Source organism: Gaetbulibacter aestuarii (assembly GCF_039537665.1).
Lineage (GTDB): Bacteria > Bacteroidota > Bacteroidia > Flavobacteriales > Flavobacteriaceae > Gaetbulibacter_A > Gaetbulibacter_A aestuarii.
The window spans coordinates 1,153,175-1,178,299 of the sequence record NZ_BAABAY010000001.1 but is presented as its reverse complement, the minus strand read 5'-3'; the positions used below and the strand labels follow the sequence as shown (position 1 = coordinate 1,178,299).

At 37.9% G+C, this 25,125-nt stretch carries 26 protein-coding genes; 11 read left to right on the top strand and 15 right to left on the bottom strand.

Translation table 11 applies throughout. From position 1 onward, the window contains the following. Positions 1–2 precede the first annotated feature (2 nt). From ABD682_RS05270 to ABD682_RS05255, 4 genes are all read right to left on the bottom strand, one after another. Entirely contained in the window at positions 3–632 is a 630-nt protein-coding gene (locus ABD682_RS05270; protein ID WP_344739800.1) for a lysine transporter LysE, read from the bottom strand. A 1-nt stretch (position 633) separates the two neighbouring features. Beyond that, a complete protein-coding gene (trmB, locus tag ABD682_RS05265; protein WP_344739798.1) occupies positions 634–1,308 on the bottom strand; it encodes a tRNA (guanosine(46)-N7)-methyltransferase TrmB in 675 nt (224 codons plus the stop codon). 74 nt (positions 1,309–1,382) lie between these two features. Next, positions 1,383–2,480, bottom strand: a complete 1,098-nt coding sequence (locus ABD682_RS05260) for a sensor histidine kinase (protein WP_344739796.1) — start codon at positions 2,478–2,480, stop codon at positions 1,383–1,385. Further along, positions 2,480–3,160 carry a response regulator transcription factor gene (locus ABD682_RS05255; RefSeq protein WP_344739794.1) on the bottom strand — a complete coding sequence of 227 codons (681 nt, stop codon included), beginning with the start codon at positions 3,158–3,160 and terminating at the stop codon, positions 2,480–2,482. Before ABD682_RS05255 ends, ABD682_RS05260 begins: the two co-directional genes overlap by 1 nt. A 199-nt stretch (positions 3,161–3,359) precedes the next feature. Here ABD682_RS05255 and ABD682_RS05250 point away from each other — a divergent pair, with 199 nt between their 5' ends. The 3 genes from ABD682_RS05250 to ABD682_RS05240 all read left to right on the top strand — a co-directional run bounded on the left by ABD682_RS05250 (position 3,360) and on the right by ABD682_RS05240 (position 5,730). Next, a complete protein-coding gene (locus ABD682_RS05250; RefSeq protein ID WP_344739792.1) occupies positions 3,360–3,701 on the top strand; it encodes a T9SS type A sorting domain-containing protein in 342 nt (113 codons plus the stop codon). A 78-nt stretch (positions 3,702–3,779) separates the two neighbouring features. Then, positions 3,780–4,676, top strand: coding sequence for a T9SS type A sorting domain-containing protein (locus tag ABD682_RS05245; protein ID WP_344739790.1), 897 nt, complete (start codon positions 3,780–3,782; stop codon positions 4,674–4,676). A gap of 73 nt (positions 4,677–4,749) precedes the next feature. Beyond that, a complete protein-coding gene (locus ABD682_RS05240; protein ID WP_344739788.1) occupies positions 4,750–5,730 on the top strand; it encodes a LuxE/PaaK family acyltransferase in 981 nt (326 codons plus the stop codon). A 193-nt stretch (positions 5,731–5,923) separates the two neighbouring features. On the opposite strand, the gene tyrS is transcribed toward ABD682_RS05240, so the two are convergent. Next, positions 5,924–7,219 carry a tyrosine--tRNA ligase gene (gene tyrS / locus ABD682_RS05235; protein WP_344739786.1) on the bottom strand — a complete coding sequence of 432 codons (1,296 nt, stop codon included), beginning with the start codon at positions 7,217–7,219 and terminating at the stop codon, positions 5,924–5,926. Between the two features lie 136 nt (positions 7,220–7,355). On the opposite strand from tyrS, the gene ABD682_RS05230 reads away from it, so the two are divergent. Continuing rightward, positions 7,356–8,366 (top strand): NAD-dependent epimerase/dehydratase family protein, encoded by a 1,011-nt coding sequence (locus ABD682_RS05230; RefSeq protein ID WP_344739784.1) that lies wholly within the window; start codon positions 7,356–7,358, stop codon positions 8,364–8,366. On the opposite strand, the gene ABD682_RS05225 is transcribed toward ABD682_RS05230, so the two are convergent. From ABD682_RS05225 to ABD682_RS05215, 3 genes are read right to left on the bottom strand one after another with little or no spacing between them, the layout of a single operon-like run. Continuing rightward, entirely contained in the window at positions 8,323–8,856 is a 534-nt protein-coding gene (locus ABD682_RS05225; RefSeq protein ID WP_344739782.1) for a DUF4296 domain-containing protein, read from the bottom strand. The two genes, ABD682_RS05230 and ABD682_RS05225, sit on opposite strands and share 44 nt — an antisense overlap. Then, complete coding sequence (locus ABD682_RS05220) at positions 8,853–10,199, bottom strand: dihydroorotase (protein ID WP_344739779.1); 1,347 nt, start codon at positions 10,197–10,199, stop codon at positions 8,853–8,855. Before ABD682_RS05220 ends, ABD682_RS05225 begins: the two co-directional genes overlap by 4 nt. 6 nt (positions 10,200–10,205) lie before the next feature. Then, the gene (locus tag ABD682_RS05215; RefSeq protein WP_344740803.1) at positions 10,206–10,928 is read right to left on the bottom strand and encodes a polyprenol monophosphomannose synthase; all 723 of its coding nucleotides are present in this window, start codon (positions 10,926–10,928) and stop codon (positions 10,206–10,208) included. A gap of 120 nt (positions 10,929–11,048) precedes the next feature. Between ABD682_RS05215 and ABD682_RS05210 the strand changes: the two genes are divergently transcribed. From ABD682_RS05210 to ABD682_RS05200, 3 genes are all read left to right on the top strand, one after another. Beyond that, positions 11,049–11,693: a DUF4271 domain-containing protein gene (locus ABD682_RS05210; RefSeq protein ID WP_344739777.1), complete on the top strand. Its 645-nt coding sequence runs from the start codon at positions 11,049–11,051 to the stop codon at positions 11,691–11,693. Between the two features lie 18 nt (positions 11,694–11,711). Continuing rightward, complete coding sequence (locus tag ABD682_RS05205; protein WP_344739775.1) at positions 11,712–12,461, top strand: uroporphyrinogen-III synthase; 750 nt, start codon at positions 11,712–11,714, stop codon at positions 12,459–12,461. Positions 12,462–12,618: 157 nt separating this feature from the next. After that, positions 12,619–12,933, top strand: a complete 315-nt coding sequence (locus ABD682_RS05200) for a hypothetical protein (protein WP_344739773.1) — start codon at positions 12,619–12,621, stop codon at positions 12,931–12,933. Between the two features lie 53 nt (positions 12,934–12,986). Here the strand turns inward: ABD682_RS05200 and pckA are convergent, their stop codons facing one another. Together pckA and ABD682_RS05190 are read right to left on the bottom strand one after the other, a co-directional pair. Further along, on the bottom strand, positions 12,987–14,603 hold the full coding sequence (gene pckA, locus ABD682_RS05195; protein WP_344739771.1) for a phosphoenolpyruvate carboxykinase (ATP): 1,617 nt from the start codon (positions 14,601–14,603) through the stop codon (positions 12,987–12,989). Between the two features lie 59 nt (positions 14,604–14,662). Beyond that, a complete protein-coding gene (locus ABD682_RS05190) occupies positions 14,663–15,061 on the bottom strand; it encodes a DUF423 domain-containing protein (protein WP_344739769.1) in 399 nt (132 codons plus the stop codon). A gap of 70 nt (positions 15,062–15,131) precedes the next feature. Between ABD682_RS05190 and ABD682_RS05185 the strand changes: the two genes are divergently transcribed. Both ABD682_RS05185 and ABD682_RS05180 read left to right on the top strand, forming a co-directional pair. After that, positions 15,132–16,496 (top strand): saccharopine dehydrogenase family protein, encoded by a 1,365-nt coding sequence (locus ABD682_RS05185; protein ID WP_344739767.1) that lies wholly within the window; start codon positions 15,132–15,134, stop codon positions 16,494–16,496. Between the two features lie 167 nt (positions 16,497–16,663). Further along, positions 16,664–17,134, top strand: a complete 471-nt coding sequence (locus ABD682_RS05180; RefSeq protein WP_344739765.1) for an Lrp/AsnC ligand binding domain-containing protein — start codon at positions 16,664–16,666, stop codon at positions 17,132–17,134. A gap of 51 nt (positions 17,135–17,185) precedes the next feature. Here the strand turns inward: ABD682_RS05180 and ABD682_RS05175 are convergent, their stop codons facing one another. Continuing rightward, positions 17,186–18,730: a glycine--tRNA ligase gene (locus ABD682_RS05175; RefSeq protein ID WP_344739763.1), complete on the bottom strand. Its 1,545-nt coding sequence runs from the start codon at positions 18,728–18,730 to the stop codon at positions 17,186–17,188. Positions 18,731–18,901: 171 nt separating this feature from the next. On the opposite strand from ABD682_RS05175, the gene ABD682_RS05170 reads away from it, so the two are divergent. Both ABD682_RS05170 and ABD682_RS05165 read left to right on the top strand, forming a co-directional pair. Then, positions 18,902–19,516, top strand: coding sequence for a ComF family protein (locus ABD682_RS05170; protein ID WP_344739761.1), 615 nt, complete (start codon positions 18,902–18,904; stop codon positions 19,514–19,516). 58 nt (positions 19,517–19,574) lie between these two features. Continuing rightward, on the top strand, positions 19,575–21,176 hold the full coding sequence (locus ABD682_RS05165; protein ID WP_344739759.1) for an Ig-like domain-containing protein: 1,602 nt from the start codon (positions 19,575–19,577) through the stop codon (positions 21,174–21,176). On the opposite strand, the gene ABD682_RS05160 is transcribed toward ABD682_RS05165, so the two are convergent. The 4 genes from ABD682_RS05160 to ald all read right to left on the bottom strand — a co-directional run bounded on the left by ABD682_RS05160 (position 21,169) and on the right by ald (position 25,075). Next, the gene (locus tag ABD682_RS05160) at positions 21,169–21,948 is read right to left on the bottom strand and encodes an amidohydrolase (RefSeq protein ID WP_344739757.1); all 780 of its coding nucleotides are present in this window, start codon (positions 21,946–21,948) and stop codon (positions 21,169–21,171) included. The genes ABD682_RS05165 and ABD682_RS05160 overlap by 8 nt on opposite strands. Beyond that, positions 21,945–23,093: a methionine aminotransferase gene (locus ABD682_RS05155; protein WP_344739755.1), complete on the bottom strand. Its 1,149-nt coding sequence runs from the start codon at positions 23,091–23,093 to the stop codon at positions 21,945–21,947. The genes ABD682_RS05160 and ABD682_RS05155 overlap by 4 nt, the downstream gene beginning before the upstream one ends. Positions 23,094–23,204: 111 nt before the next feature. Beyond that, the gene (locus ABD682_RS05150; RefSeq protein ID WP_344739753.1) at positions 23,205–23,900 is read right to left on the bottom strand and encodes a zinc metallopeptidase; all 696 of its coding nucleotides are present in this window, start codon (positions 23,898–23,900) and stop codon (positions 23,205–23,207) included. A 74-nt stretch (positions 23,901–23,974) separates the two neighbouring features. Beyond that, a complete protein-coding gene (ald, locus tag ABD682_RS05145) occupies positions 23,975–25,075 on the bottom strand; it encodes an alanine dehydrogenase (RefSeq protein ID WP_344739751.1) in 1,101 nt (366 codons plus the stop codon). Positions 25,076–25,125: the final 50 nt, after the last annotated feature.

Below are 25,125 nucleotides of genomic sequence, written 5' to 3'. Positions count from 1 at the left end.
AACTAAAAATCTTTAAGAATATTAAAAAGGGTTATCAAAGCAATAATACCTGTAATAGTGCCGATACTATAGTTCATATTCTTTTGTGAAATGATACGTTTGGTTCCTATTCTATCGAAAAAGAACATGTAAATGTACAACATGACAAAGGTTCCCATAGCCGCTCCAGCAACGTATGAAGCAAGGCTTAACTTCTCAAAACTAAGTAACCCTACAGAGCCCAGGGTAAGCGTCATATAGGCTTGATAAGGTATAGGAAACATATTAATGGCCGACATGAACATACCTTGAAAAAAGCGACTGTGTTTACTTTTTATTTTGGGTTGTAATTGTGAACTCGGTTGTGATTTAGCAATAAAAAAATAATAAATGGTAATGAGCACAAAAATAACAAAGGCTACACGCTGCAAAATATGGATAACCTCTGGATGCCGACTTAAATATTTAGCAAAAATAGCAGCAATAGCTGTTTGAACAAGTACAATTATACAAACACCTACTGAAAACATAACCCCACGAACGTGACCTTCCTTTAAACTAATCTTCGCGGCTGTCATATTAAGAAGTCCCGGCGGAATCACTCCAATTAGAGCTACTATTAAACCTGTAAAAAAAATCAAGGTGATGTTCACGTTATTTTATTTTGAATCTAATATAGGTAATTGGTTTATTTTGCTCTAAATATTGGGACTCATAAAAGGTTTGAATTGCTGTAACATCTTCAGGGCTGCCATCCTGTTTGTAAACATTATTGTTGGCATACAATACCTCATGCCCTGCGCCATGCAACAAACCTAAAGTATATCCGTGCATGAACTCACTATCCGTCTTTAAATGTACTACGCCATCAGGTTTTAGTATTTTTTTATAACGCTCTAAAAAGGTGGCATTTGTCATGCGGTGTTTGGTACGTTTGTATTTTATCTGTGGATCAGGAAAGGTGATCCAAATCTCGTCGACCTCATTATTTGCAAAAGCGTGATCGATCAACTCAATTTGAGTTCGTAAAAACATCACATTGGGAATATCTTCCTTCAGCGCAGTTTTTGCACCACGCCAGAAGCGAGCACCTTTAATATCGATACCTATGTAATTTTTATTGGGATACTTTTTTGCCAGTGCTACGGCGTATTCGCCCTTTCCACAACCTAATTCCAACACAATCGGGTTTTCATTTTTAAACACCTTGTCATGCCAATGACCCTTGAGGTCAAAATTGCCTTTTACCAGGTCATCACGAGTAGGTTGAATAACATTTGAAAACGTTTCGTTTTCCTTAAAGCGTCTGAGTTTATTTTTACTTCCCACAGAATGTTTTCATATTAGTTTGGGCAAAATTAAGGATTTCCATAAGAGTCCTGCAACCCGGATAAATTAAAATTTCAGGAAGCGCTTTCTGTTTTTTCAACTACAGGATTTTCACTCTTCTTTTTTGGAGCTCTGGCTTTTTCCAGAGTAAAAGAGAATTCGCTACCAACATCAAATTCACTTTCAACGTAGATTTTTTCGTCGTGAGCCTCGATGATATGTTTTACTATAGAAAGTCCTAAACCGGATCCACCTTCTTTCCTCGACCCACTTTTATCTACGCGATAAAACCGTTCAAATAAACGTGGTAAGTGCTCTGCGGAAATACCTTCACCATTATCGGTAACACGAATAATCACTTTATTTTTTATCAGATTTTCAATACTTACTTCGGTAGTCCCTTTTACACGACCATATTTTAAGGAATTCACCACCAGATTTACGAGCACTTGTTGAATGCGTTCCCGGTCTGCTCGAACATAAACCGGTTGATCGTAATCCATATCAAAAGTTAGGGTGATCTTCTTTTTGCTAGCTTTCATTTCGAGCATTTCAAAAACGTTCTTTACCAACTCCACAATATCAAACACCTCTGTTTTCAGGCTCAGATCACCCACTTCGAGTTTGGTGATCATATCCAGATCTTTGATGATATAACCAAGTCGTTCGATCCCCTTACTGGCACGCTCCAGATATTTCCTCCGAAGTTTCTTATCCTTATCGGCACCATCCAAAAGCGTTTCGATATAACCCTGAACCGTAAACAATGGCGTTTTCAATTCATGAGATACGTTACCCAAAAATTCTTTTCGGTATTTTTCACGCACTTTTAAAGTCTCGATTTCAATTTTTTTATCACGCGCAAACTTGTCAATTTCCTGGGTAAGCGTACGCATATCTGTGGTAATGGCACCTTTGCTGATACTTGCTGACTCAAGAAGCGTTAGGTCATCATATATTTTCTTAACACGACGATAAATGAAACGTTGAACACGAAATTGCACTACAAAAAATGAGAAAAAGTAGGTACTAATAAAAAATGAAGGGATTACCCACCACGGCGGCGTCATCAAACTATATAAAAAAACGCCCACTAAAAGCGTTACAAATAGTGTGATAAGCAGTGAGGTCCTAAACGCAAAGCGATATGACTTTTTAAATTTAGACTCCATTAATCAACGAACTTGTAGCCTACACCTTTTACGGTTTTAAAGCTTTTGTCTCCCAATTTTTCACGCAGTTTACGGATATGGACGTCGATAGTACGTCCTCCAACAACCACCTCATTACCCCAAACAGTATCCAGAATTTCATCTCTCTTAAATACTTTTCCTGGTTTAGAGGCCAGCAGGGATAATAATTCAAATTCTTTTCTGGGCAGTAGAATCTCTTTTCCTTTAGAGGTTATTTTATACTCATCCCGATTAATTTCAAGTTGCCCTACTTTCATGGTGTTTTTAACCTCTTCTTCTTTAAAACGACGGAGAAGGGCTTTTACCTTACTAACTAAAACCTTAGGTTTTATAGGCTTTGTGATATAATCATCTGCTCCTGCATCAAAACCTGCAACCTGAGAATAATCTTCACCTCGCGCGGTTAGGAATGCGATGATCGTATTTTGTAATTCGGGATCTTTTCGGATGATTTCACAGGCCTCAATTCCATCCATTTCGGGCATCATCACATCAAGAATGATAAGCTGAGGTAATTCTTTTTTAGCTTTTTTTACACCTTCCTGACCATTTTCTGCCGTAATTACCTGATATCCTTCATTTGATAAATTATATCCAACGATTTCCAGAATATCCGGTTCATCATCAACCAACAGGATTTTAATATCTTTTTTTTTCATAAAAAGTATGACCTTAGTTTAGATTTCAAAGGTAAAGATAAAACTTAAATCATAATTTAACACTATGGCTATTATAAATAACGTTAAGATAACAAACACCTTACGGAAATTTAAACTTTCGATGTAAAACGTTAATCTTTAACATTTTTTTGGTACGACTTTTGTATTTCTTTACTAAATTTACATACCAAATGACTGTATGAAGAAAAACTACTTTTATATTTTCTTATTTTCCTTATTTTTTCTGACAAGCCTAAACGGGTTCAGTCAAACGAATCCCGGTAGTGGATTACCTCAGGAAAAAATCGAAGGATTGACCATTTACCCCAATCCGGTAAGTTATGGTCAAAATACCGTACACATTACTTCCAAATATAACGGCATTCTTACAGTTGCTATTTTTAATGTTCTTGGTAAACAAATTGCCTCCCATCGTATTTCCAGTAAAACACTGGATGTTACCAACTTAAGTAAAGGCGTTTATGTCTTAAAAATTTCAGAGAATAACATCTCAGAGGTTAGAAAGCTGGTCATTAAATAGTTATATTTTTATTTATTTTCTCGCATAAGTTATAGTTTTTAATTACTTTTGAGTACCTCAAATTAATTTACCTATCTTATGAAAACCCTCAACGTTACAATTAGTTTCGTACTAATTTCTTTTCTCAGTTATTCTCAAGTATTAATCAACGAATTTGAACCCAACCCTGATGGCGCAGATCCCAGCACAGTATCTATCGAGCTAAAAGGAACACCAAACACCTCGTTTTCAGGATTTCTTTTAAGTGCAGAATGTGATGGTGCTAACGGAATCATTCAGGATGCCTCGGAAGTTTCAGGAACCTTCGATGCTAATGGCCTATTGGTGATAAGTATTCCTGATTTAGAAAACCCATCGTTTACTTTATTTTTAACAGATACCTTTACCGGAACTGTTAATGTAACCGATATCGACATCGATGATGACGGCATAGTAGATGATACCTCATCATTCAACTTAGTTTACGATGCCATAGGCATACCCGACGCAGCCAGTGATGAAAGTTCCATATATGGAAATGATCTCGGCGGGACCGACTTCAAATATATAGGAGCCGAACCCTTTTTAGTATTTCGCGATGCAAACTCGGATGCGTTATTTGCTGTAATTTCTCCTGGTGATAGCGAGGTTTTTAACGTTAATGCCGAGGCTGTTCCCGCTACTAATTTTACGGGAACGGCAAATCAAACGAGTTTTGGGAGCGCCAATGCTTATGAATCAACTCTGGCTTTAGAAAGTTCTGCTATAACAGGTTTAAAACTATTTCCAAATCCAACCTCAGAATCATCAATCGTTATTACAGCGCAAAACCATTCTGATATTCAGGTTTCGGTTTATGACCTCATCGGCAAGTCTGTTTTAGAGCAAAAAGTAAAGAATGATCGGTTGGATATTTCAAATCTGAATGCTGGAGTATATATTTTAAAATTAAAACAAAACGATCGGGAATCTATTAAAAAATTGGTGGTGAAATAGGACCTTATCAACTGGTACCTATGATTACTTTTACCTACTTTTGTAATGAAATCCAAAAGTATTTTGAGTATTCATGATTGATACATCGGCTATTTTTAACATTGAAAACAACCGTGACTTTGAGACCAAAGTTTTCGAGGTATTTAAACATCAATTTAAAAATAACCGGGTTTACCGTTCCTTTTGTGATTTACTGTACAGGCATCCTGATGAGGTAAAACGCCTGGAGGATATTCCATTTTTGCCCATTCAGTTTTTTAAGTCGCATGACGTTCTAAGTTCAAAGCTATCGGCGAGCCATACCTTTACCAGTTCGGGTACCACAGGAACCACCCCGAGTAAACACCTCATTTCGGATATTAGTGTTTATGAGAATAGTTTTAACCTGGGATTCCAAAAATTTTATGGGTCGGTTTCCGACTACGTAATTCTGGCCTTATTACCATCTTATTTGGAGCGCGAAGGTTCATCGCTCATCTATATGGTCAATAGCTTGATCACCCAATCTAAACACCCCGAGAGTGGCTTTTATCTTAATGATCTCGAAAAATTAAAAAACAGGCTTCAAGAATTAGATAACACCGGCAAAAAAGTTTTACTTATTGGTGTGTCTTTTGCTTTATTGGATCTGGTAGAAAACTATACTTTTCACCTAAAAAATACCATAATTATGGAAACCGGTGGTATGAAAGGTCGGAGAAAGGAACTTATTAGAGAAGAACTTCATCAGAAACTCAAATCAGGTTTTGGTGTGACTGCAATTCATAGTGAATATGGAATGACGGAACTATTAAGTCAGGCCTATTCCAAAGGAAATGGTGTTTTTAATACACCCGAATGGATGCGTTTATACACGCGTGATACTGAAGATGCCCTAGTGTTACAGGAACCCGGTAAAACCGGTGGTATCAATATTATTGATCTGGCAAATGTAAATTCCTGCTCATTCATCGCCACACAAGATCTGGGAAAAGTAAATCCTGATGGATCTTTTGAAGTTATTGGGCGTTTTGACAACTCGGATATCCGCGGTTGTAACCTCATGGTCTTGTGAAAATCAGACCATTTTCCCAACAAAGAAAACCGATTTACAAGCCACTAAAAAAAAATTAAAAAATTACTGAATTTATTGAAAGCTATTCATAGCTTCTACGACCAATGAAACAACTAGAAAAAGAAAAATTTTTTTAGTTGGTTGGTTTGTTAAAAAAAAGCCCGGACGCTCGTCCGGGCTTTTTTGTTTTTTATTAGATCACCTGTATCACGAAGTAATTCTTTTTACCTCGCTGAAGTAACACAAATTTATCATTAATGAGATCGTTTGAAGTAATAACATAATCTCCGGAAACCTTTTCTTTATTTACTGATATTGAATTCTCTTTTAAAGCTCTTCTGGCTTCACCATTAGAATTAAGAAAACCTCCTTGTTCTGCTAAAGCGGCTACAATATCCAGACCATTTTCAATGGAACTTTTTTCAATTTCTGCACTTGGCACACCATCAAAAACATCTAAAAAAGTTTGCTCATTAAGTTCCTTCAAATCAGAACTCGTAGATTTTCCAAAAAGAATATTACTGGCTTTTATGGCATTATCCAGATCGTCCCTGGAGTGTACCATCGTTGTAATTTCCTCTGCCAAACGTTTCTGCAAAATACGCATATGCGGTGCTTCCTGATGTTCTTTAACTAAGGCTTCAATAGTTTCTTTATCTAAAAAAGTAAATATCTTGATATACTTTTCGGCATCCTCATCACTGGAATTCAACCAGTACTGGTAAAATTTATAGGGTGATGTTCTGTTGGGATCCAACCACACATTTCCGCCTTCAGATTTACCAAATTTAGAACCATCGGACTTGGTGATTAGCGGACAGGTAATGGCATAGCCTTTTCCACTATCAATACGACGGATCAACTCCGTACCTGTTGTAATATTCCCCCACTGGTCACTTCCTCCCATTTGAAGTGTACAGTCTTTTTCCTTGTACAAATGAAGAAAATCATAGCCCTGAACCAGTTGATAGGTAAATTCCGTAAAGCTCATCCCTTCAGAAGCATCAGAAGAAATTCGATTCTTAACCGAATCTTTGGCCATCATGTAATTTACGGTAATATGTTTTCCAACATCACGTATAAATTCCAAGAAGGTGAAATTCTTCATCCAATCGTAATTATTCACCAAAAGAGCCGCATTTTCAGCATCACTTTCAAAATCTAAAAAATGAGCTAATTGCATTTTAATAGCTTCCTGATTATGGCGCAAAGTTGCTTCATCCAACAAATTACGTTCGTTAGATTTCCCTGAAGGATCACCGATCATACCCGTAGCACCACCAACCAATGCAATGGGTTTATGCCCGCAACGCTGGTAATGGGCCAGCAACATGATGGGTACCAAATTACCAATATGTAAAGAATCAGCCGTTGGATCGAATCCTACATAGGCACTACGCATCGCTTCCATTAAATGCTCTTCGGCTCCCGGCATTACCGTGTGGATCATCCCTCTCCAGGTCAATTCTTCTACAAAATTCTTTATCATGAGTGCTTGATTTAAAAACTTAGGCAAAGATAAAAATCAATGTATAAATCTGCTCATTATCCTCTTAAAGTTTTGTAGGCCTCAACAATATCAATAAAAACAAATCAAGGGTTTAATAAATTTGTATTTTAGGGCCATGATTTTAGTAACAGGAGGAACCGGATTAGTTGGTGGTCATTTACTTTATAAACTTGCAAAGCAAAATGAAACCATCAGGGCTACTTACAGGAACAAAGCCAAATTAAAGAACGTAAAAGCCATTTTTGAAACCTATCAAAAAGATTACCAGGCGCTATACGACATCATTGATTGGGTAAAGGCTGATATTACTGATATTCCAGCACTTACTGATGCTATGGAAGGCGTTGATTACGTATATCATTGTGCTGCTTTCGTGTCTTTTGAGCCTGATAAATACTATCAACTTCGAAAAATTAATATTGAGGGCACGGCCAATATGGTAAATATTAGTTTAGCTGTCGGAGTAAAAAAATTCTGTTACGTAAGTTCTATTGCGGCCGTTGGAACAGAAGCCACGAAAACTCATATAAACGAAGAAACCCCCTGGAACCCTGAGGCTAATAATAATGTTTATGCCATTACAAAATACGGTGCCGAGATGGAGGTTTGGCGTGCCACACAAGAAGGTTTAAATGCGGTTATTGTAAATCCGGGCGTTATTTTAGGTCCGGGAATTTGGCGGTATGGCACAGGAAGCTTATTCAAAAAAGCCCACAAAGGTTTAAAATATTATACCTCGGGCAACATCGGACTTATTTCAGTGAATGATGTGGTAAATATCATGATCATCCTGATGCACAAAAACATCCATAACGAACGTTTTATTTTAATTGCTGAAGACTGGAAATATGAAAAGTTTTTGAAGCATCTGGCTAACGCAGTTCATGCAGAACCCCCGAAAAAAGAGGCACCCTATTGGCTATTACAAGTTGGATGGAGATTGGATTGGTTAAAACGAAAACTTACGGGGAAAAGACGGATACTGACAAAAAATTTGGTTCAGTCGCTTACAACGATTAAAAATTATGATACCGTTAAAATACGATCCACTTTAGATTATAATTTCCAGGATATAGATACGTTTATTTCTGAGGTTGGTCGCTGTTATCTGAAACAGGCGGAATAAGACCTTGCTCTTTTACAACTTCCTTCTTTTTGAGGTTGGCTAAAGAGTCTTTTATCTTTTTTGCGCGATTGATTGAATCTTTTTTAGCCCGAACTGCATTAATTGAATCGCGTCTGCGTTTCGAATTGGCTTTTCGTTCCTCTTCCTGCCGGTCTTTGAGATCCTTCAAAAGCACGTTTAAACTATCGTTTATTTTGGTGTAAATAGATTCATAATCATCAATATAATAGGCGTAATAATCATTACTCTGCGCAAACTGCAAACTATCAATATTGTATTTTTTGAAAATATAATTATCCGGATTGATCCCGGAATCACGCATCACTTTTTTGTTTGCTGAATTTGAAATCCCAATAAGTTTAGCATCGATCAAGATATCGATCATTTTATCCTCAGGAATCAAATTATCAGGTTTGTCCGGTGCCTCAAATTGATAGCAACCGAAAAAAAGGAGTACACATCCGAAAAAAACGAAACGATTTAAATTCATCGGTTAAAGGTTAAGCGTTTGGCGTGTTTCACTTCGGATACTTTTTGATTTTGATACACCAAAGCACCATTCAAAAAGGTATGTGTAATTCGCGATTTAAAGGTGGCTCCTTCAAATGGCGACCAACCACATTTATATAATATATTTTCCTTGGTTACTGTCCAGGGATTGTTTAGATCCACAAGCACCAAATCGGCATAATAACCCGGTTTGATATAGCCGCGTTTTTCAACCTCAAAAAGTATGGCCGGATTATGCGCATTCTTTTCAACAATTTTCTCGATAGAAATTTTTCCTCGGTGATACATTTCCAATAAGGCAGGCAGCGCATGTTGCACTAAAGGTCCGCCGGAAGGTGCTTTGGTATAAACGTTCTTTTTCTCCTCCAGAGTATGCGGCGCATGATCTGTAGCAATCACATCAATACGATCATCGAGAAGGGCATCCCAAATTTGCAAACGGTCTTTTTCCGTTTTTACTGCCGGGTTCCACTTGATCAGCGTGCCCTTTTTATCGTAATCATCGGAGTTAAACCAAAGATGATGGATACAAACCTCAGAAGTGATCTTTTTGTCTTTTAATGGAATTTTATTGGTGAATAAATTGGTTTCCTTACCTGTACTCAAGTGAAATACATGTAGGCGCGCACCTGTTTTTTTAGCGAGTTCTATGGCTTTTGAAGATGACAAATAACAGGCCTCTTCACTTCTGATAATTGGATGATACTTTATAGGAATATCATCTCCGAATTTCGCCTTGTACTCTTTTAGATTGCTGCGAATGGTGCCTTCGTCTTCACAATGAACAGAGATCACCATTTTAGTACTTTTGAATATTTTCTCAAGCACTTTAGGATCATCTACCAACATGTTTCCTGTGGAAGATCCTAAAAATAATTTCAAACCTGCAACAGTCTTTGGATCTACTTTAAGTATTTCATCTAAATTATCATTAGTGCCTCCAAACATAAAGGAGTAATTGGCATATGAGGTGTTTGCGGCAATTTCAAATTTAGCCTCCAGATTCTCAACCGTTGTGGTTTGCGGGATGGTGTTGGGCATTTCAATGAACGAGGTTATACCTCCTGCTATAGCTGCTTTAGATTCCGTAGCAATAGTGGCTTTATGGGTTAGACCGGGTTCTCTGAAATGAACCTGATCATCTATAGCACCGGGTAATAAATGCTTGCCCTCGGCATCGATAACCAAAACATCAGAAGATTTGGCACTTATAGATGAATCAATAGCTTTTATAAATTCACCTTCAATTAAAACATCTCCGGAAATCGTTTTTCCTTCGTTTACAATTTTGGCGTTTTTTATGAGGGTTTGTTTTAGAGACATAGCATTTTATTTTTTAAACAGACTTTTCATTTTCATAGAAATCACTCCAAAGATAGCTTCAGAAATGATGCCAGAACTCAATTTTGATTCTCCTTTTGTTCGATCTGTAAAAATGACAGGTATTTCAAGAATCTTAAATCCACCGAGATACGCTTTAAATTTCATTTCAATTTGAAAGGCATAACCAATAAATTTAATTTCATCCAGATTGATGGCTTCCAGTACACGACGCTTGTAGCATACAAAACCGGCTGTGGTATCGTGAATTTTCATTCCTGTTATAATACGAACATAAACCGATGCCAAATATGACATAAGCACACGGGTTAAAGGCCAGTTCACCACATTTACGCCTTTGATGTATCGCGATCCGATAACCACATCAGCCTGCTCTTCGAGACTGGCCGAGTAAAGTCGCGGTAAATCTACCGGATTATGTGAAAAATCAGCATCCATTTCAAAGATATATTGATAATCGCGAGCCAACGCCCATTTAAATCCATGGATGTAAGCCGTTCCCAGTCCGGTTTTTGCCTCTCGTTCTTCCAGAAATAACCGCCGGGAATAGGTTGCCTGCAGTTCCTTTACTTTTCCGGCTGTCAGATCAGGTGAATTGTCATCAACAACAAGTACATGAACTGATTCAGATTGCTGAAAAACGGCCTTAATAATGGCTTCTATATTTTCAATCTCATTATAAGTAGGAATAATAACTAAACTTTGCTCCATACTAAAGGCCTTGGTATTGGTCTGTTTTTTTAGCAAATGTAAGATATTTATAAAAGAATTTTTTTTAAATAATCCCTAATAATTAGAAACCCGTTTCAATATTTATAATAATTTTACGACGTGCTGAGATATATTGAACATAACGAGCCCCTAACCATCCTTCTTGTTGCCGGCCTCATTTTTATTGCATTGGCCAAATTGCTGGCTCCTGGACGCTTTTTGGATTTCATTAATTTACTATTCAAACCTAAATACCTTAAAGTTTACAGAAAAGATCAAAAATTTCTGGATTTGTTTGAAGCGTTACTATTTGCAAATCTCGTAGTATGCACAGCAGTATTTTTCTACATTATATATGAATATGGTGTTGGTACGCGTACAGTATACCCGGATATTTTAATAAAAATTGGTGTAGGTATTGGTGTTTTTATTGTAGCCAAAGTACTTATCGAACGTTTAGTTGGAAGCTTATTTGAAATTGATGATCTTATGGATAATTACTTATTTCAAAAAATTAGTTACAAGAATTTTCTAGGTCTTGTTCTCTTGCCGTTCAACGCTTTGTTACTTTATACGTTAGATGTTTCTGAAGCACTCATTTACAGCTTTTTAGGTATCCTTGTTTTGGTGAATTTCACGGGTTTAATTTCGACAATAAAAACAAATCAAAGTATTATAAAACAGCATTTATTCTATTTTATTTTGTATCTTTGCGCTCTTGAAATCGCACCCTATCTTGTTTTATACAAGGTATTTGTTCCATAAAATAAACAATTTGAACTTATGAAAGTGAAAACCATTTTAGTATCTCAACCGGAACCTAAAATTGAGAATTCGCCTTATTATGAATTGCAGGAAAAACAAAAGGTTAAAATTGACTTCAGACCTTTCATACATGTAGAGGGTGTGTCGGCAAAAGAAATTAGACAACAAAAAGTCGATTTAAGCAATTACACCGCTATTATTTTAACCAGTCGAAATGCAGTAGATCACTTTTTTAGAGTTGCCAAAGAAATGCGCTTTACGGTGCCAGACACCATGAAGTATTTCTGCCAATCCGAAGCTGTAGCCTATTATCTTCAAAAATATGTAGTTTACAGAAAACGCAAAATCTATGTTGGTAAACGAACTTTTCCAGAATTAACCCCTTTAATTAAGAAATACAAAGACGAAAAGTTTTTGTTGCCAACAACGGATAAGGTTAAACCTTTAGTTCCAGAAACTCTGGATAATTTAGGTATCAATTGGAAACAAGCTACATTTTATAAAACTGTAGTAAGCGACCTTTCTGATCTTGCCAATGTGTATTATGATGTTTTAGTGTTTTTTAGTCCGTCTGGTATTGAATCATTATTCCAGAATTTTCCGGATTTCAAACAAAATGATACCCGTATTGCGGTTTTTGGAAATACCACCATTAAGGCTGTAGAGGAAAAAGGGTTACGTGTAGATATTGCTGCGCCAACTCCCGAAACACCTTCCATGACCATGGCACTTCAAAAATATATTGATAAAGTAAACAAAGGAAAATAATCTTTTCAGTCATTATAACTAAAAGCCCGACCTTTTTATGAAAGATCGGGTTTTTTATTTTTTCCACTACCTGTTTTAGAGGCCTAAAAAACAAAAGCGTTTTCAATGTTATTTTTAAATTGTACATTTATAACACTAATAACAAAAATCATTCATCATGAAAAAACAGCTGCTTTGCTTATCCCTGATGGTATTATCGTTGGTAATGGTTCCGAATTCGGTTATGGCCAGCGAAATTAATCCAACATCGAAAACAACAGAAAAAACAGAAATTCCGGCCGAGGTTAAGACCATGCTTAACCGCCTTGAGGAAATAAAAGATATGGATAAATCGGACCTTAGTCGTGTTGAACGTAAAGAACTTCGAAAAGAAGTACGCACTATTAAGAGAGAAATTCGCTCATCCGGCAACGGACTTTACATTTCAACAGGAGCGATTATCATCATTTTACTTTTAATTATTATTCTATAAATCGTTACAGATTCAAAACAAAAAATCCCCAATAAACATTGGAGATTTTATTTTTAAAAACCGTAGCGTTGTGGGCCGCCACGTCTGATCTCTTCATTACAATGCATCTCAAACTTTTTGAAGTTTTCCCTGAAGGCATTGGTTAATTTGAAAGCCATTTCATAATAAGCCTGGTCGTTATTCCAGGTGGCTCGCGGACTCAACACACGCGTTGGAACACCAGGGCATTCACGTGGTTGCGCAACACCAAACACCGAGTGAATATGGTAATTATCGTAATTATACAAGCCTAGATCGCCGTTTAGAACAGCATTGATCATCGCTCTGGTATATTTTAATTCCATACGTTTTCCAACACCATAAGGACCGCCGGTCCAACCGGTATTCACCAACCATACATTAACACCGCTGGTCTTCATTTTCTTGCTCAGCATTTCCGCATATTTCGCCGGATGCAATGGCATAAATGGTGCTCCAAAGCAAGCTGAAAAACTAGGTACAGGTTCTACAACGCCAGCTTCAGTTCCTGCTACTTTAGCTGTATAACCGGAAATAAAATGATAGGCTGCCTGAGCCGGTGTTAGTTTGGAAATTGGAGGAATTACACCGAAAGCATCGGCCGTTAAAAAGAAAATGTTTTTAGGGTTTCTGCCAATCGATGGTTTCCTGATGTTTTCAATATGATCAATAGGATAACTCACTCTTGTATTTTGAGTAATCGAAGTATCGGCAAAATCAACCTCACCTTTATCATCCAAAATAACATTTTCAAGAATGGCACCTTTTTTAATAGCGTCGTAAATTTCAGGTTCCTTTTCTTTTGAAAGATTGATTACCTTGGCATAGCAACCACCTTCAAAATTAAAAACGGTATTCTCGTTGGTCCAACCATGCTCATCATCACCAATCAAACTACGATTCGGATCTGTCGATAACGTTGTTTTTCCTGTTCCGGAAAGTCCAAAGAAAATAGCAGTATCATCGTCTTTTCCAACATTAGCACTACAATGCATAGGAAGCGTGTTCTTGTATACAGGAAGTATAAAATTCAAGGCCGAAAAGATACCTTTCTTGATCTCACCGGTATAGCCGGTACCACCAATCAAAGCGATCTTTTTGGTAAAGTTCAGAATTGCAAAATTATGCTGACGCGTTCCGTCTGTTTTTGGATCGGCCATAAACCCCGGAGCATTTACAATAAGCCATTCCGGATCAAAATCTTCCAAAGCCTTCTCATTAGGACGCAAGAACATATTATAAGCAAACATATTACTCCACGGATACTCATTAATTACGCGAATATTAAGCTTGTAGTTAGGAGCGGCACAAGCATAACTATCGCGAACAAAAACCTCCTTTTCCGAGAGGTAATCTGTTACCTTATCGTAGAGCGCATCAAATTTTTCAGGATCAAAAGGAATATTGATATCGCCCCACCAAATTTTTTCCGAAGTAATGTCATCTTTAACAATAAAACGATCCTTCGGGGAGCGCCCGGTAAATTCACCGGTATTCACGGCCAAAACACCAGAAGCTGTTTCAACACCTTGCCCTTTTTTTAGAGTAAGTTCCTGTAATTTTTCCGGTGATAACTGGTACTTCACTTTAGCGTTTTTTATTCCGTAATCTTCTAACGAAATCGTTGTAGTAAGTTGATCAGAATTAAGCATTGTTTGAGTTTGTTTTAATTATATCGCAAAAATATAATATTATTTCTGTTTAATATTTATTAATTATTACTTTTAGGCTTTATTTTTAGGAAATTGACAAAAAGTAGTCCCCATGTGATAATAAAAAGTAAGCCGCCAACAGGCGTTACGAAAGCAAGGGTGGTAAAATCAAAAGTGTATAAACTATTGGTTGCCAATCCGTAAATGGATCCTGAGAAAAAAATGACCCCCAGAAGGGTGAGCCAAAACATGGATTTTTTGGTTTTTTCAGACAGAAAATTGGTCAATCCTAAAAATAAAAGAAAGAACGCATGATACATTTGGTAACGCACTCCGGTCTCAAAACTGGTTACCGATTCAGCGGGAACAAGTTGTTTTAAACCATGAGCTGCAAAGGCTCCTAAAATAATCCCGGTAAAACCTAAAACCGACGCCGTTACTAAAATAGATTTATTCATGTGTAGGTTTCAAATCAAGTAGTTAAAATAGCTACATTAGTAATACAAAAGTACTTAACAAAATTTACTTATGCGAAAGATTTTGATAATAGGTTCAGGAAAATCTACCTCCTACCTTTTAAAATACCTTTTAAACAAAGCAAACACTGAAAACTTGTTTATTACCGTGGCCGATCTCAACACCGATCACGCTAAAAAACTCATTAATAAACACCCCAATGCCGAGGTAAAAACGCTAGATGTTTTTGATGCCCCGGCCCGTGAAAATGCCATAAAAGCTGCGGATATTGTTATCTCTATGTTACCGGCCCGTTTTCACATTGAAGTGGCCAAGGATTGTGTTCGTTTCAAAAAACACATGGTAACCGCCTCCTACGTGAGCAATGAGATGCAAGATCTCGATAATACTGCGAAAAAGGAAGGTGTGATATTAATGAATGAAATTGGTGTCGATCCCGGAATAGACCACATGAGTGCCATGCAGGTTATCGATCGCATTCGTGAAGATGGTGGCAAGGTGATTCTTTTTGAATCATTTTGTGGCGGACTTGTAGCACCGGAAAGTGATGATAATCTATGGAATTACAAATTTACCTGGAACCCCAGAAATGTGGTTGTCGCAGGGCAAGGTGGCGCTGCTAAATTTTTACAGGAAGGCGCCTATAAATATATTCCTTACCACCGCCTTTTCCGCCGTACAGAATTTCTGGATATTGAAAATTTTGGCCGTTTCGAAGCTTATGCCAACCGCGATTCATTGAAATATCAAAGTGCTTATGGCCTCGATAACGTAAAAACGCTTTACCGTGGTACCATGCGCCGGGTGGGATTTAGCCGTGCCTGGAATATTTTTGTAATGCTTGGCATGACGGACGACAGTTATACCATCGACGACAGTGAGAACATGAGCTATCGCGATTTTACAAATGCATTTCTGCCCTATAGCCCAAATGATTCTGTAGAACTCAAACTGCGCCATCAGGTTAAGATCGATCAGGACGATATTGTTTGGGACAAGCTCACAGAGCTCAATTTGTTTGATGCCACAAAAAGAGTGGAACTCAAAAAAGCTACCCCCGCACAAATTCTTCAAAAAATATTAAGTGATAGCTGGATGCTCGATCACGACGATAAAGATATGATCGTGATGTACCATAAATTCGGTTATGAGAAAGATGGGGAAAAACATCAGATCGAGTCCAACATGGTTTGCATCGGCGAGAACCAAACCTACACCGCTATGGCAAAAACTGTTGGTCTGCCGGTAGCTATGGCCACCCTCGCTATTCTTAACAAAAAGATCACTACCCCGGGCGTTCACATCCCAATAACCAAAGAAATTTACGAGCCTATTTTGGAAGAGCTTAAAAGTTTCGAAATAAAATTCAATGAAAAAGAAGTTCCCTATTTAGGCTACAATCCCTTAAATAGTTAGATCTTGGATGTTACTCTGCGGGTCGGGCTTTCTGATGTATCTTTTTTTAATACTTCAATAAAGGATGCCGCTGCAATCCCTACCTGCCGATAGGGAGTATCAACAAAAAAAACTTTCATATTAAAAGTAAATGAGTATTTTTGATTTTAAAACGAAAGCAAACCAACATGAAGCTTAAAAGCAAAACCATCATCATCGATGGCATCGACAAGAAAATTCTAAGGGCACTGACTACGGATGCCCGAACGCCAATACTTGAAATTGCCCGAAATGTGGGTATTTCCGGTGCTGCCATTCATCAACGCCTAAGAAAACTTGAAAAGTCTAAATTATTAGTCGGTTCAAAATTTATTTTAAACCCCAAAGTATTAGGTTATTCTACACTTGCATTTGTGGGTATTTATCTAGACAGAGCGAGTAACTATGAAGATGTTGTTCGCACTCTAAGAAAAATGCCGGAGGTAACCGAGTGCCATTATACTACGGGACAATGGAATATTTTTATCAAGATCTTGTGTCATGATAATGCACATTTAATGCATTTACTCAATAAAGATATCCAGTCTATTTCAGGAGTTTTACGCACGGAATCTTTAATCTCACTAGATCAACAAATAGATCGGCAAATAGCCGTATAAATAAAAAGCCGAAACTCACGTTTCGGCTTTTCTTTTTTATCTCTGTAATGCTTATTTCATTTTTAAGAGCCAGTTGCGCATATCCACCTCTTTTCTGATCAGGTCGCGCAAATCATCAATTTTCACACGTTCCTGCGCCATGCTATCACGATAGCGAATGGTTACGGTGTTATCAGTTAAAGTATCGTGATCCACCGTGATACAAAATGGTGTTCCAATAGCATCCTGACGGCGATAACGTTTACCAACGGCATCCTTTTCATCATAAAATATATTAAAATCCCACTTAAGATCCTCTACGATCTGTTGGGCAATTTCAGGTAAACCATCTTTTTTCACTAAAGGTAAAATAGCCGCTTTTGTTGGCGCCAAGACACTTGGTAATTTTAAAACGGTTCTGGTGGTACCATTGTCCAATTCCTCATCCTCCAAAGCGTTAGAAAATACGGCCAGGAACATTCGATCTAAACCTATCGAAGTTTCCAAAACATAAGGAACATAACTTTTATTCTCTTCCGGATCGAAGTATTGTAATTTTTTACCAGAATATTTTTCATGCGCTTTTAGATCGAAATCCGTTCTGGAGTGGATGCCTTCCAATTCTTTAAATCCGAACGGGAATTTAAATTCAATATCAGCGGCTGCATCCGCATAATGGGCTAACTTTTCATGGTCATGAAAACGATAATTTTCCTCGCCCATACCTAAAGAAAGATGCCATTTCAAGCGGGTTTCCTTCCAGTAATCATACCATTCTTTTTGGGTTCCCGGTTTAATGAAAAATTGCATTTCCATCTGTTCGAACTCACGCATTCTAAAAATAAATTGACGAGCCACGATCTCATTCCTGAATGCTTTTCCTGTTTGGGCAATACCAAATGGGATCTTCATCCTTCCGGTTTTTTGAACATTTAAAAAGTTTACAAAAATACCCTGGGCCGTTTCCGGACGCAAATACAAGTCCATAGCATTTTCAGCAGAGGCTCCCAACTTCGTACCAAACATCAAATTGAATTGCTTCACATCAGTCCAGTTCTTACTTCCGGTCAATGGGTCGGCAATCTCCAATTCTTCTATCAGAGCCTTTACATCGGCCAGATCCTCTTTTTCCAAAGATTTTGCCATCCGCGAAAGCGTCGTGTCAATTTTTTCCTGATAACCCAACACCCTCGGATTCGTAGCTAAAAATTGGTCTTTATCAAAAGCATCACCAAAACGTTTTTCAGCTTTAGCAACTTCTTTATCTATTTTGGCTTCTATCTTGGCACAGTAATCCTCAATAAGTACATCAGCACGGTAGCGTTTTTTCGAATCTTTATTATCAATTAAGGGATCATTAAAAGCATCCACGTGGCCGGAAGCTTTCCAGGTGGTTGGATGCATAAAAATAGCGGCATCAATACCCACTATATTTTCGTGCATTTGCACCATGGCCTTCCACCAATAGTCACGAATATTCTTCTTTAATTCAGCTCCATTCTGCGCATAATCGTAAACTGCGCTTAATCCATCGTAAATCTCACTACTCTGGAACACGTAACCATACTCCTTTGCATGAGAGATTACTTTCTTAAATTGATCATCTTGATTTGCCATGATGCAAAAATATAAAACCGCCATAAATAAAGCGCGTGTTATTCAAAAATTACAACGCATAAATCGTTTATTTTTTCTAAGTTTATCCTTAGACCAAGTTTTCCCCAAATGCTACAGTCTTTACTTAACTTATTTTTTCCAAAAGTTTGCTATGCATGCCATCAACCGCTTATGGTCCGTGAGGATTCTATTTGCGTCGATTGTCGGCATGCCTTACCGGTTACAAATTTTCATTTTGACAAAAATCCCGCATTAAAAAAGGTTCTATTCGGCCGCGCTAACATAGAACAGGGCACCGCCTTATTTCGATTTGAAAAAAAAGGTCCGGTACAACACCTCATCCACGAGCTTAAATATAAAGGGCATCAGGGTATCGGAGAGGTTCTTGGCGATTGGTTAGGCGGGGAACTTGCAACACTCCCGGAATGGCAAGCTATCGATATGATCATTCCGGTACCCATCCATAAAAAGAAACTTAGAGAACGAGGTTTTAATCAGGTTACCAAATTCGGAAAACGTATAGCGTTTTCTCTAAATGCTGAATATCGTGAAGATCTTTTAATAAAAGTGATCCATACAAAAACGCAAACCAAAAAAAACCGCAGTGAACGCTTCAATAACAATCCGGAACTTTACAAACTGGTACATCCCGAACTTTTGGAAAATAAACATGTCCTTATTGTAGATGATCTGATAACAACAGGTGCCACACTGGAAGGTTGTATTTGCGTTCTAAATCAGGCGAAAAATTTAAAAATTAGTATTGCAACCATGGCAATAGCGTAAACAATAGAAGCGTTATACACATAAATTATGTAGGTTTGTAAAAAATTTTAATTTCTGGATGAAGAAAGGGTTTTTAAATGTTGTATTGGCACTAATCATTGTCTTAAGTGCCATTAATTGTGCTAATCGAGGCAATCCGGAGGGCGGTCCGAAAGATGAAACGCCACCAACGGTGATTAAAACAGAGCCCGAAAATTACAGTACACAATTTAAAGGTAGGGAAATTAAAATATATTTTGATGAGTACATCAAGCTAGAGAATCTTCAAAAGCAGTTGGTGATCTCACCCCCATTGAAAACACAACCGGAAATCACACCACTTGGTAGCGCCAGTAAGGAAATTACCATCAAAATTTATGATACCTTACAACCTAATACCACTTATGCTTTCAATTTCGGGAATAGTATTGTAGATAACAATGAAGGTAACCCTTTCCCGTTTTACCGTTACGTGTTTTCCACCGGAGATTATATCGATTCTCTGAAGGTTTCAGGAAAGGTTATTGATGCCTTAACCCGTAAACCACAAACTTTTATTTCTGTGATGCTTTATGAGGCCGATTCTACCTTTAACGACTCCATTGTTTACAGAGAACCCCCGCGTTATATCACCAATACTCTGGATAGTTTAACCACTTTCACATTAGAAAATTTGAAAGCCGGAACATACTTTTTGATGGCTTTAAAAGATGAGAACAACGACAATAAATTTCAACAAAAAACAGATCAGATCGCTTTTCATAAAGGCTTTATTACCGTTCCAACAGATTCCACCTATACCTTAAAATTATTTTACGAGGATATCGATTTTGATGCTACCAGACCACGGTTATTGTCCGGTGAAAAGATTGCTTTTGGTTACGAAGGTGATTACAAGGGGATGAACATTCAAATTAATTCTGAAGTTCCCGATGATTTTGTATCCCGCGTTACTAAAGACCCCAAAGCTGATACGCTGAATTATTGGTACAAGCCACGGTTAGATGTAGACACCCTATTATTTACAGTGACGCATCCACCAAAATTTAAAAAGGATTTTACGGTACGCATTAGTGAGCAAAAACGCGATACTTTGGTTATCGAAGGAAGTAAAGGTGGTTTAAAATTAGACGAACCTTTTAGGCTTGTTGGAAGTACTCCTTTTGACAGTTTAGATGTTTCAAAAGTCCATATTATGGATAAAGATTCTGCATCTGTAGAATTTAGATCGGAATTAGACACACTTCAAAATCAGCTGAATTTTTATTTTGATAAAACTGAGGACAACGGCTATTTTATTGATATTTTACCTGATGCGATAACCGACTTTTTTGGCGATAAGAATGATAGTTTAAGCTTCAGAATCGGGACTAGAAAAGCTTCTGATCTCGGCTCGATTCGATTTTATTTAACAAATCCACCACTACCCTTAATCATGCAACTTACTGATAAAAACGGTGAGGTTAAGGAAGAACGATACGTTGAGAATAGTAATCAGGTTGACTTTTTGAATGTTGCTCCCGGAGTGTATTTTATTCGGGCTATAGAAGACCTAAATGGTAACAAAAAATACGACACCGGAAACTATTTAAAAAAGATAGAACCTGAACCTGTGATTCATTTCCAGGATATCGAAGTCCGTGCAGATTGGGGTTATCCCACAACCTTGAATTTTAATTAAGCGTAAAGCTATCGCGGTCTTGCAAAAACTTTAGTTTGTTTCGATAGGCCGAAATATGGCGCTTTTCGAGTGTCACGATTTCCGTTTTTTCCTCGTTAGGATCAAAACCAGTAAGCCTTTTTCCTAAAACATCGTATACCGCCGAGTGCCCGGAGTATTCACTATTCACACCATCAATCCCCACACGATTGACGCCTATGCAATAACACATATTTTCGATGGCTCGGGCTTCAAGCAAGGCATCCCAGGCAGAAACCCTTGGTGTTGGCCAGTTTGCCACATAAATTAAAACGTCGTAATCTTCCGTATTTCGTGCCCACACAGGAAAACGCAGATCATAACAAATCAAAGGACAGATCTTCCAACCTTTATAGTTAACAATTAGTTTTTCAGTCCCAGCCGTATATATCTTATCTTCTCCAACTAAGGTAAATGTATGGCGTTTATCATATTGCGAAAAGTTACCTGAAGGTTCCACAAATAACATCCGGTTGTAATACTTGTTATTTTCTTCAATAACTAAACTTCCTGTAATTGCCGCTCCGGAATTTTTTGCCATAGTTTTCATCCAGGTTACCGTATCGCCATTCATAGATTCTGCTACCTCTGCTGCATTCATTGTAAAACCTGTGGAAAACATTTCCGGTAGAACAATAAGGTCTACATCATCTGAAATAGCTTCTATTTTTTTAGTGAAATTTTCACGATTTTTTTGTGGATCTTCCCAAACCAGATCGGCTTGTAACAATGCCATTTTTAAAGTTTCTGTCATGATGAAATTGAATTTAAAATTTTTGCCGCTTGTTCTAAGGTGCTTTCTTTTTTAGCAAAACAAAAACGTAATACTTTGGTAGGTGGTGGCTCATTATAAAACACAGAAATAGGTATGGATGCCAAACCGTGTTCTTTAACCAGGCGTGTGGCAAAATCCACATCTTTTTCATTGGTGATATTTGAATAATCCAACAATTGAAAATAAGTGCCTTTAGATGGTTTAAAAGTGAACGCTGAAGATTCTATCAAACTTAAAAAGAAATCACGCTTTCGCTGATAAAACGTAGATAACTCAAGGTAATGTTCAGGCTCTGCCATATACTCTGCGATGGCCAATTGGGTTGGATGATTCACGCAAAACACTGTGAATTGATGGACTTTCCGAAATTCCTCCATAAGCGCCTTTGGTGCGCAACAATAGCCTAATTTCCAACCGGTACTGTGAAAGGTTTTTCCAAAAGAAGCCGTGATAAAGGTTCTCGATTTGAGTCCGGGAAACCGACAGGCACTTTGGTGTTTTTCATCATCAAAAATAATATGCTCGTAAACCTCATCACTCAAAACCATAATATCCGTATGGTCTGTCACCTTTTGTAATTGCAACATATCATGTTCAGAAAATACGGTTCCAATCGGATTTTGAGGCGTATTGATCACGATCATTTTTGTACGCGAACTAATCTTCGCCTTAACGGCATTCCAATCCACTTTAAAATCCGGGCCTTGCAATTCCACAAAAACCGGAATACCGCCATTCAGTTCCACCGTTGGTTCATAGCTATCGTAAGCCGGTTTGAATAGGATCACCTCATCACCTTTTTTAATAAAAGCAGAAATGACCCCGAAAATAGCCTGAGTTGCCCCGGCAGTAATAGTAATTTCCGATTCCGGATGATAACTGTTATTATACAACAATTCATATTTTTTAGAGATCGCCATGCGCAGTTCCAAAACACCGGGCATAGGCGCATACTGATTATGGCCATCGCGCATTGCACCAACAGCAAGATCGATCAGTGATTTATCCATGTCAAAATCAGGAAATCCTTGTGATAAATCTATAGCCTTGTGGGTACGTGCCAATTGACTCATTACCGCAAAAATACTGGTGCCTACATGTGGTAATTTAGAAGTATGTTGCATATCTGTAAAGATACGGTTTCTGAGCAGAAAGCCATATCGAAAATGCAACTTGAAAGCATAAAAAACCCCGATAAAATCTATCAGGGTTTTTTTCAATAGTATTAATATATTTTAATCACGACCACCAAAAATCGCCAGGGCCCAGTACAATAAAGAAGCTAAAGCCCCAATAGCGGCTACCACATAAGTTCTTGCAGCCCATTTCAAGGCATCTTCTGAACCTTTGTATTCATCAGGAGTAACGATATTTTTATTCTTCAACCAAACCAGAGCACGGTGACTTGCATCATACTCAACAGGAAGGGTGATAAAGCTAAATAAGGTTGCAAATCCCATGAAGAATACACCGGCTGCCGCTGCATACCAGCCTAAACCGATTCCGGCAGCACCACCTAAAAGCAGTCCGCCAATAATTAACCACTGAGACATCCCGGAAGTTACACTAACTACAGGCACTAACGCAGATCGCATGGTTAACCAACTGTAGGCTTTTGCATGTTGCACCGCATGGCCACATTCATGTGCCGCTACAGCCGCAGCTGCCGCGTTTCGCTGTTTGTACACAGCTTCGCTTAAATTAACCGTTTTATTTCTGGGGTTATAATGGTCCGTTAATCGTCCCGGGGTTGAGATCACTTCAACATCAGTAATGCCGTGATCTGAAAGCATCTTTTCAGCTATTTCCGCACCACTCATGCCATTATGCAACTGTACTTTGGAGTATTTTTCAAACTTACGTTTAAGTTTGTTACTCACCAGCCAGCTCGCTAAAGCAATCGCACCAATAATTAAATAGTATTCTATCATCTTTTTAAATAAATTGTTTACTACCTAATATAGCAAAAATAACGCCAGATTTACGATGTGAAAGTTTGTCAGTTTTACACTGTTTCCAAATTCATATCGAAAGCTTCCGCGATCTCAGGATACACGATTTTTCCTTTAACGATATTCAATCCTTTAGCTAAAGAAGGATTCTTTTTGCAAGCTTTTTTCCAACCCATTTCAGCTAATTTTACAACGTATGGTAAGGTTACGTTTGTAAGTGCCATTGTAGATGTGTAAGGCACAGCACCCGGCATATTGGCTACAGAATAATGTACCACATCATCAATAATATAGGTTGGGTCCTGGTGTGTTGTTGGAACAGTCGTTTCAAAACAACCACCCTGATCTACAGCCACATCAACCATTACGGTTCCGGGTTGCATTTCTTTAAGCATATCACGGGTAATTAATTTTGGTGCTTTCGCTCCCTTGATCAATACACCGCCAATAATAAGATCGGAATCTTTTATATGTTTTCTAATGTTATATTCACTTGAGAATTCACTAATCACGTTATTCGGCATAATATCACTCACGTAACGTAATTGTTTCATATTGATATCCATAATGAATACGTTAGCACCTAAACCGGCTGCCATTTTAGCGGCCTGAATTCCTACAACACCTGCTCCCAAAACGAGAACTTTTGCAGGCGGTACGCCAGGAACACCTCCTAGAAGGATCCCACGGCCCATAATAGGTTTTTCAAGGTATTTGGCACCTTGTTGAACAGACATACGTCCGGCTACTTCAGACATGGGTATCAGAAGCGGTAAACTTCCATCAGGATCTTCCACGGTTTCGTAAGCAATACAAACTGCTTTACTATCCATCATCGCTCTGGTGAGCACTTCACTTGAAGCAAAATGGAAATAAGTGAAAACCACCTGATCCTCACGAATTAATTTATATTCAGGTTCAATGGGTTCCTTTACTTTAACGATCATTTCCGCGGCAGCGTAAACTTCCTCAATAGTGTCTAAAATAATAGCACCAACCTCTTTGTAATCTTCATCCAGAAAACCACTATTATAACCCGCATTTTTCTGAATATATACGGTGTGATTTCGTTTTGTTAATTCAAAAACACCGGAAGGTGTCATCCCTACACGGTTTTCGTTGTTCTTGATTTCAATAGGAACTCCAATTTTCATAAATAACCTCGTTTAGATTTATAATAATGCGGCAAAATTATAAATAAAAA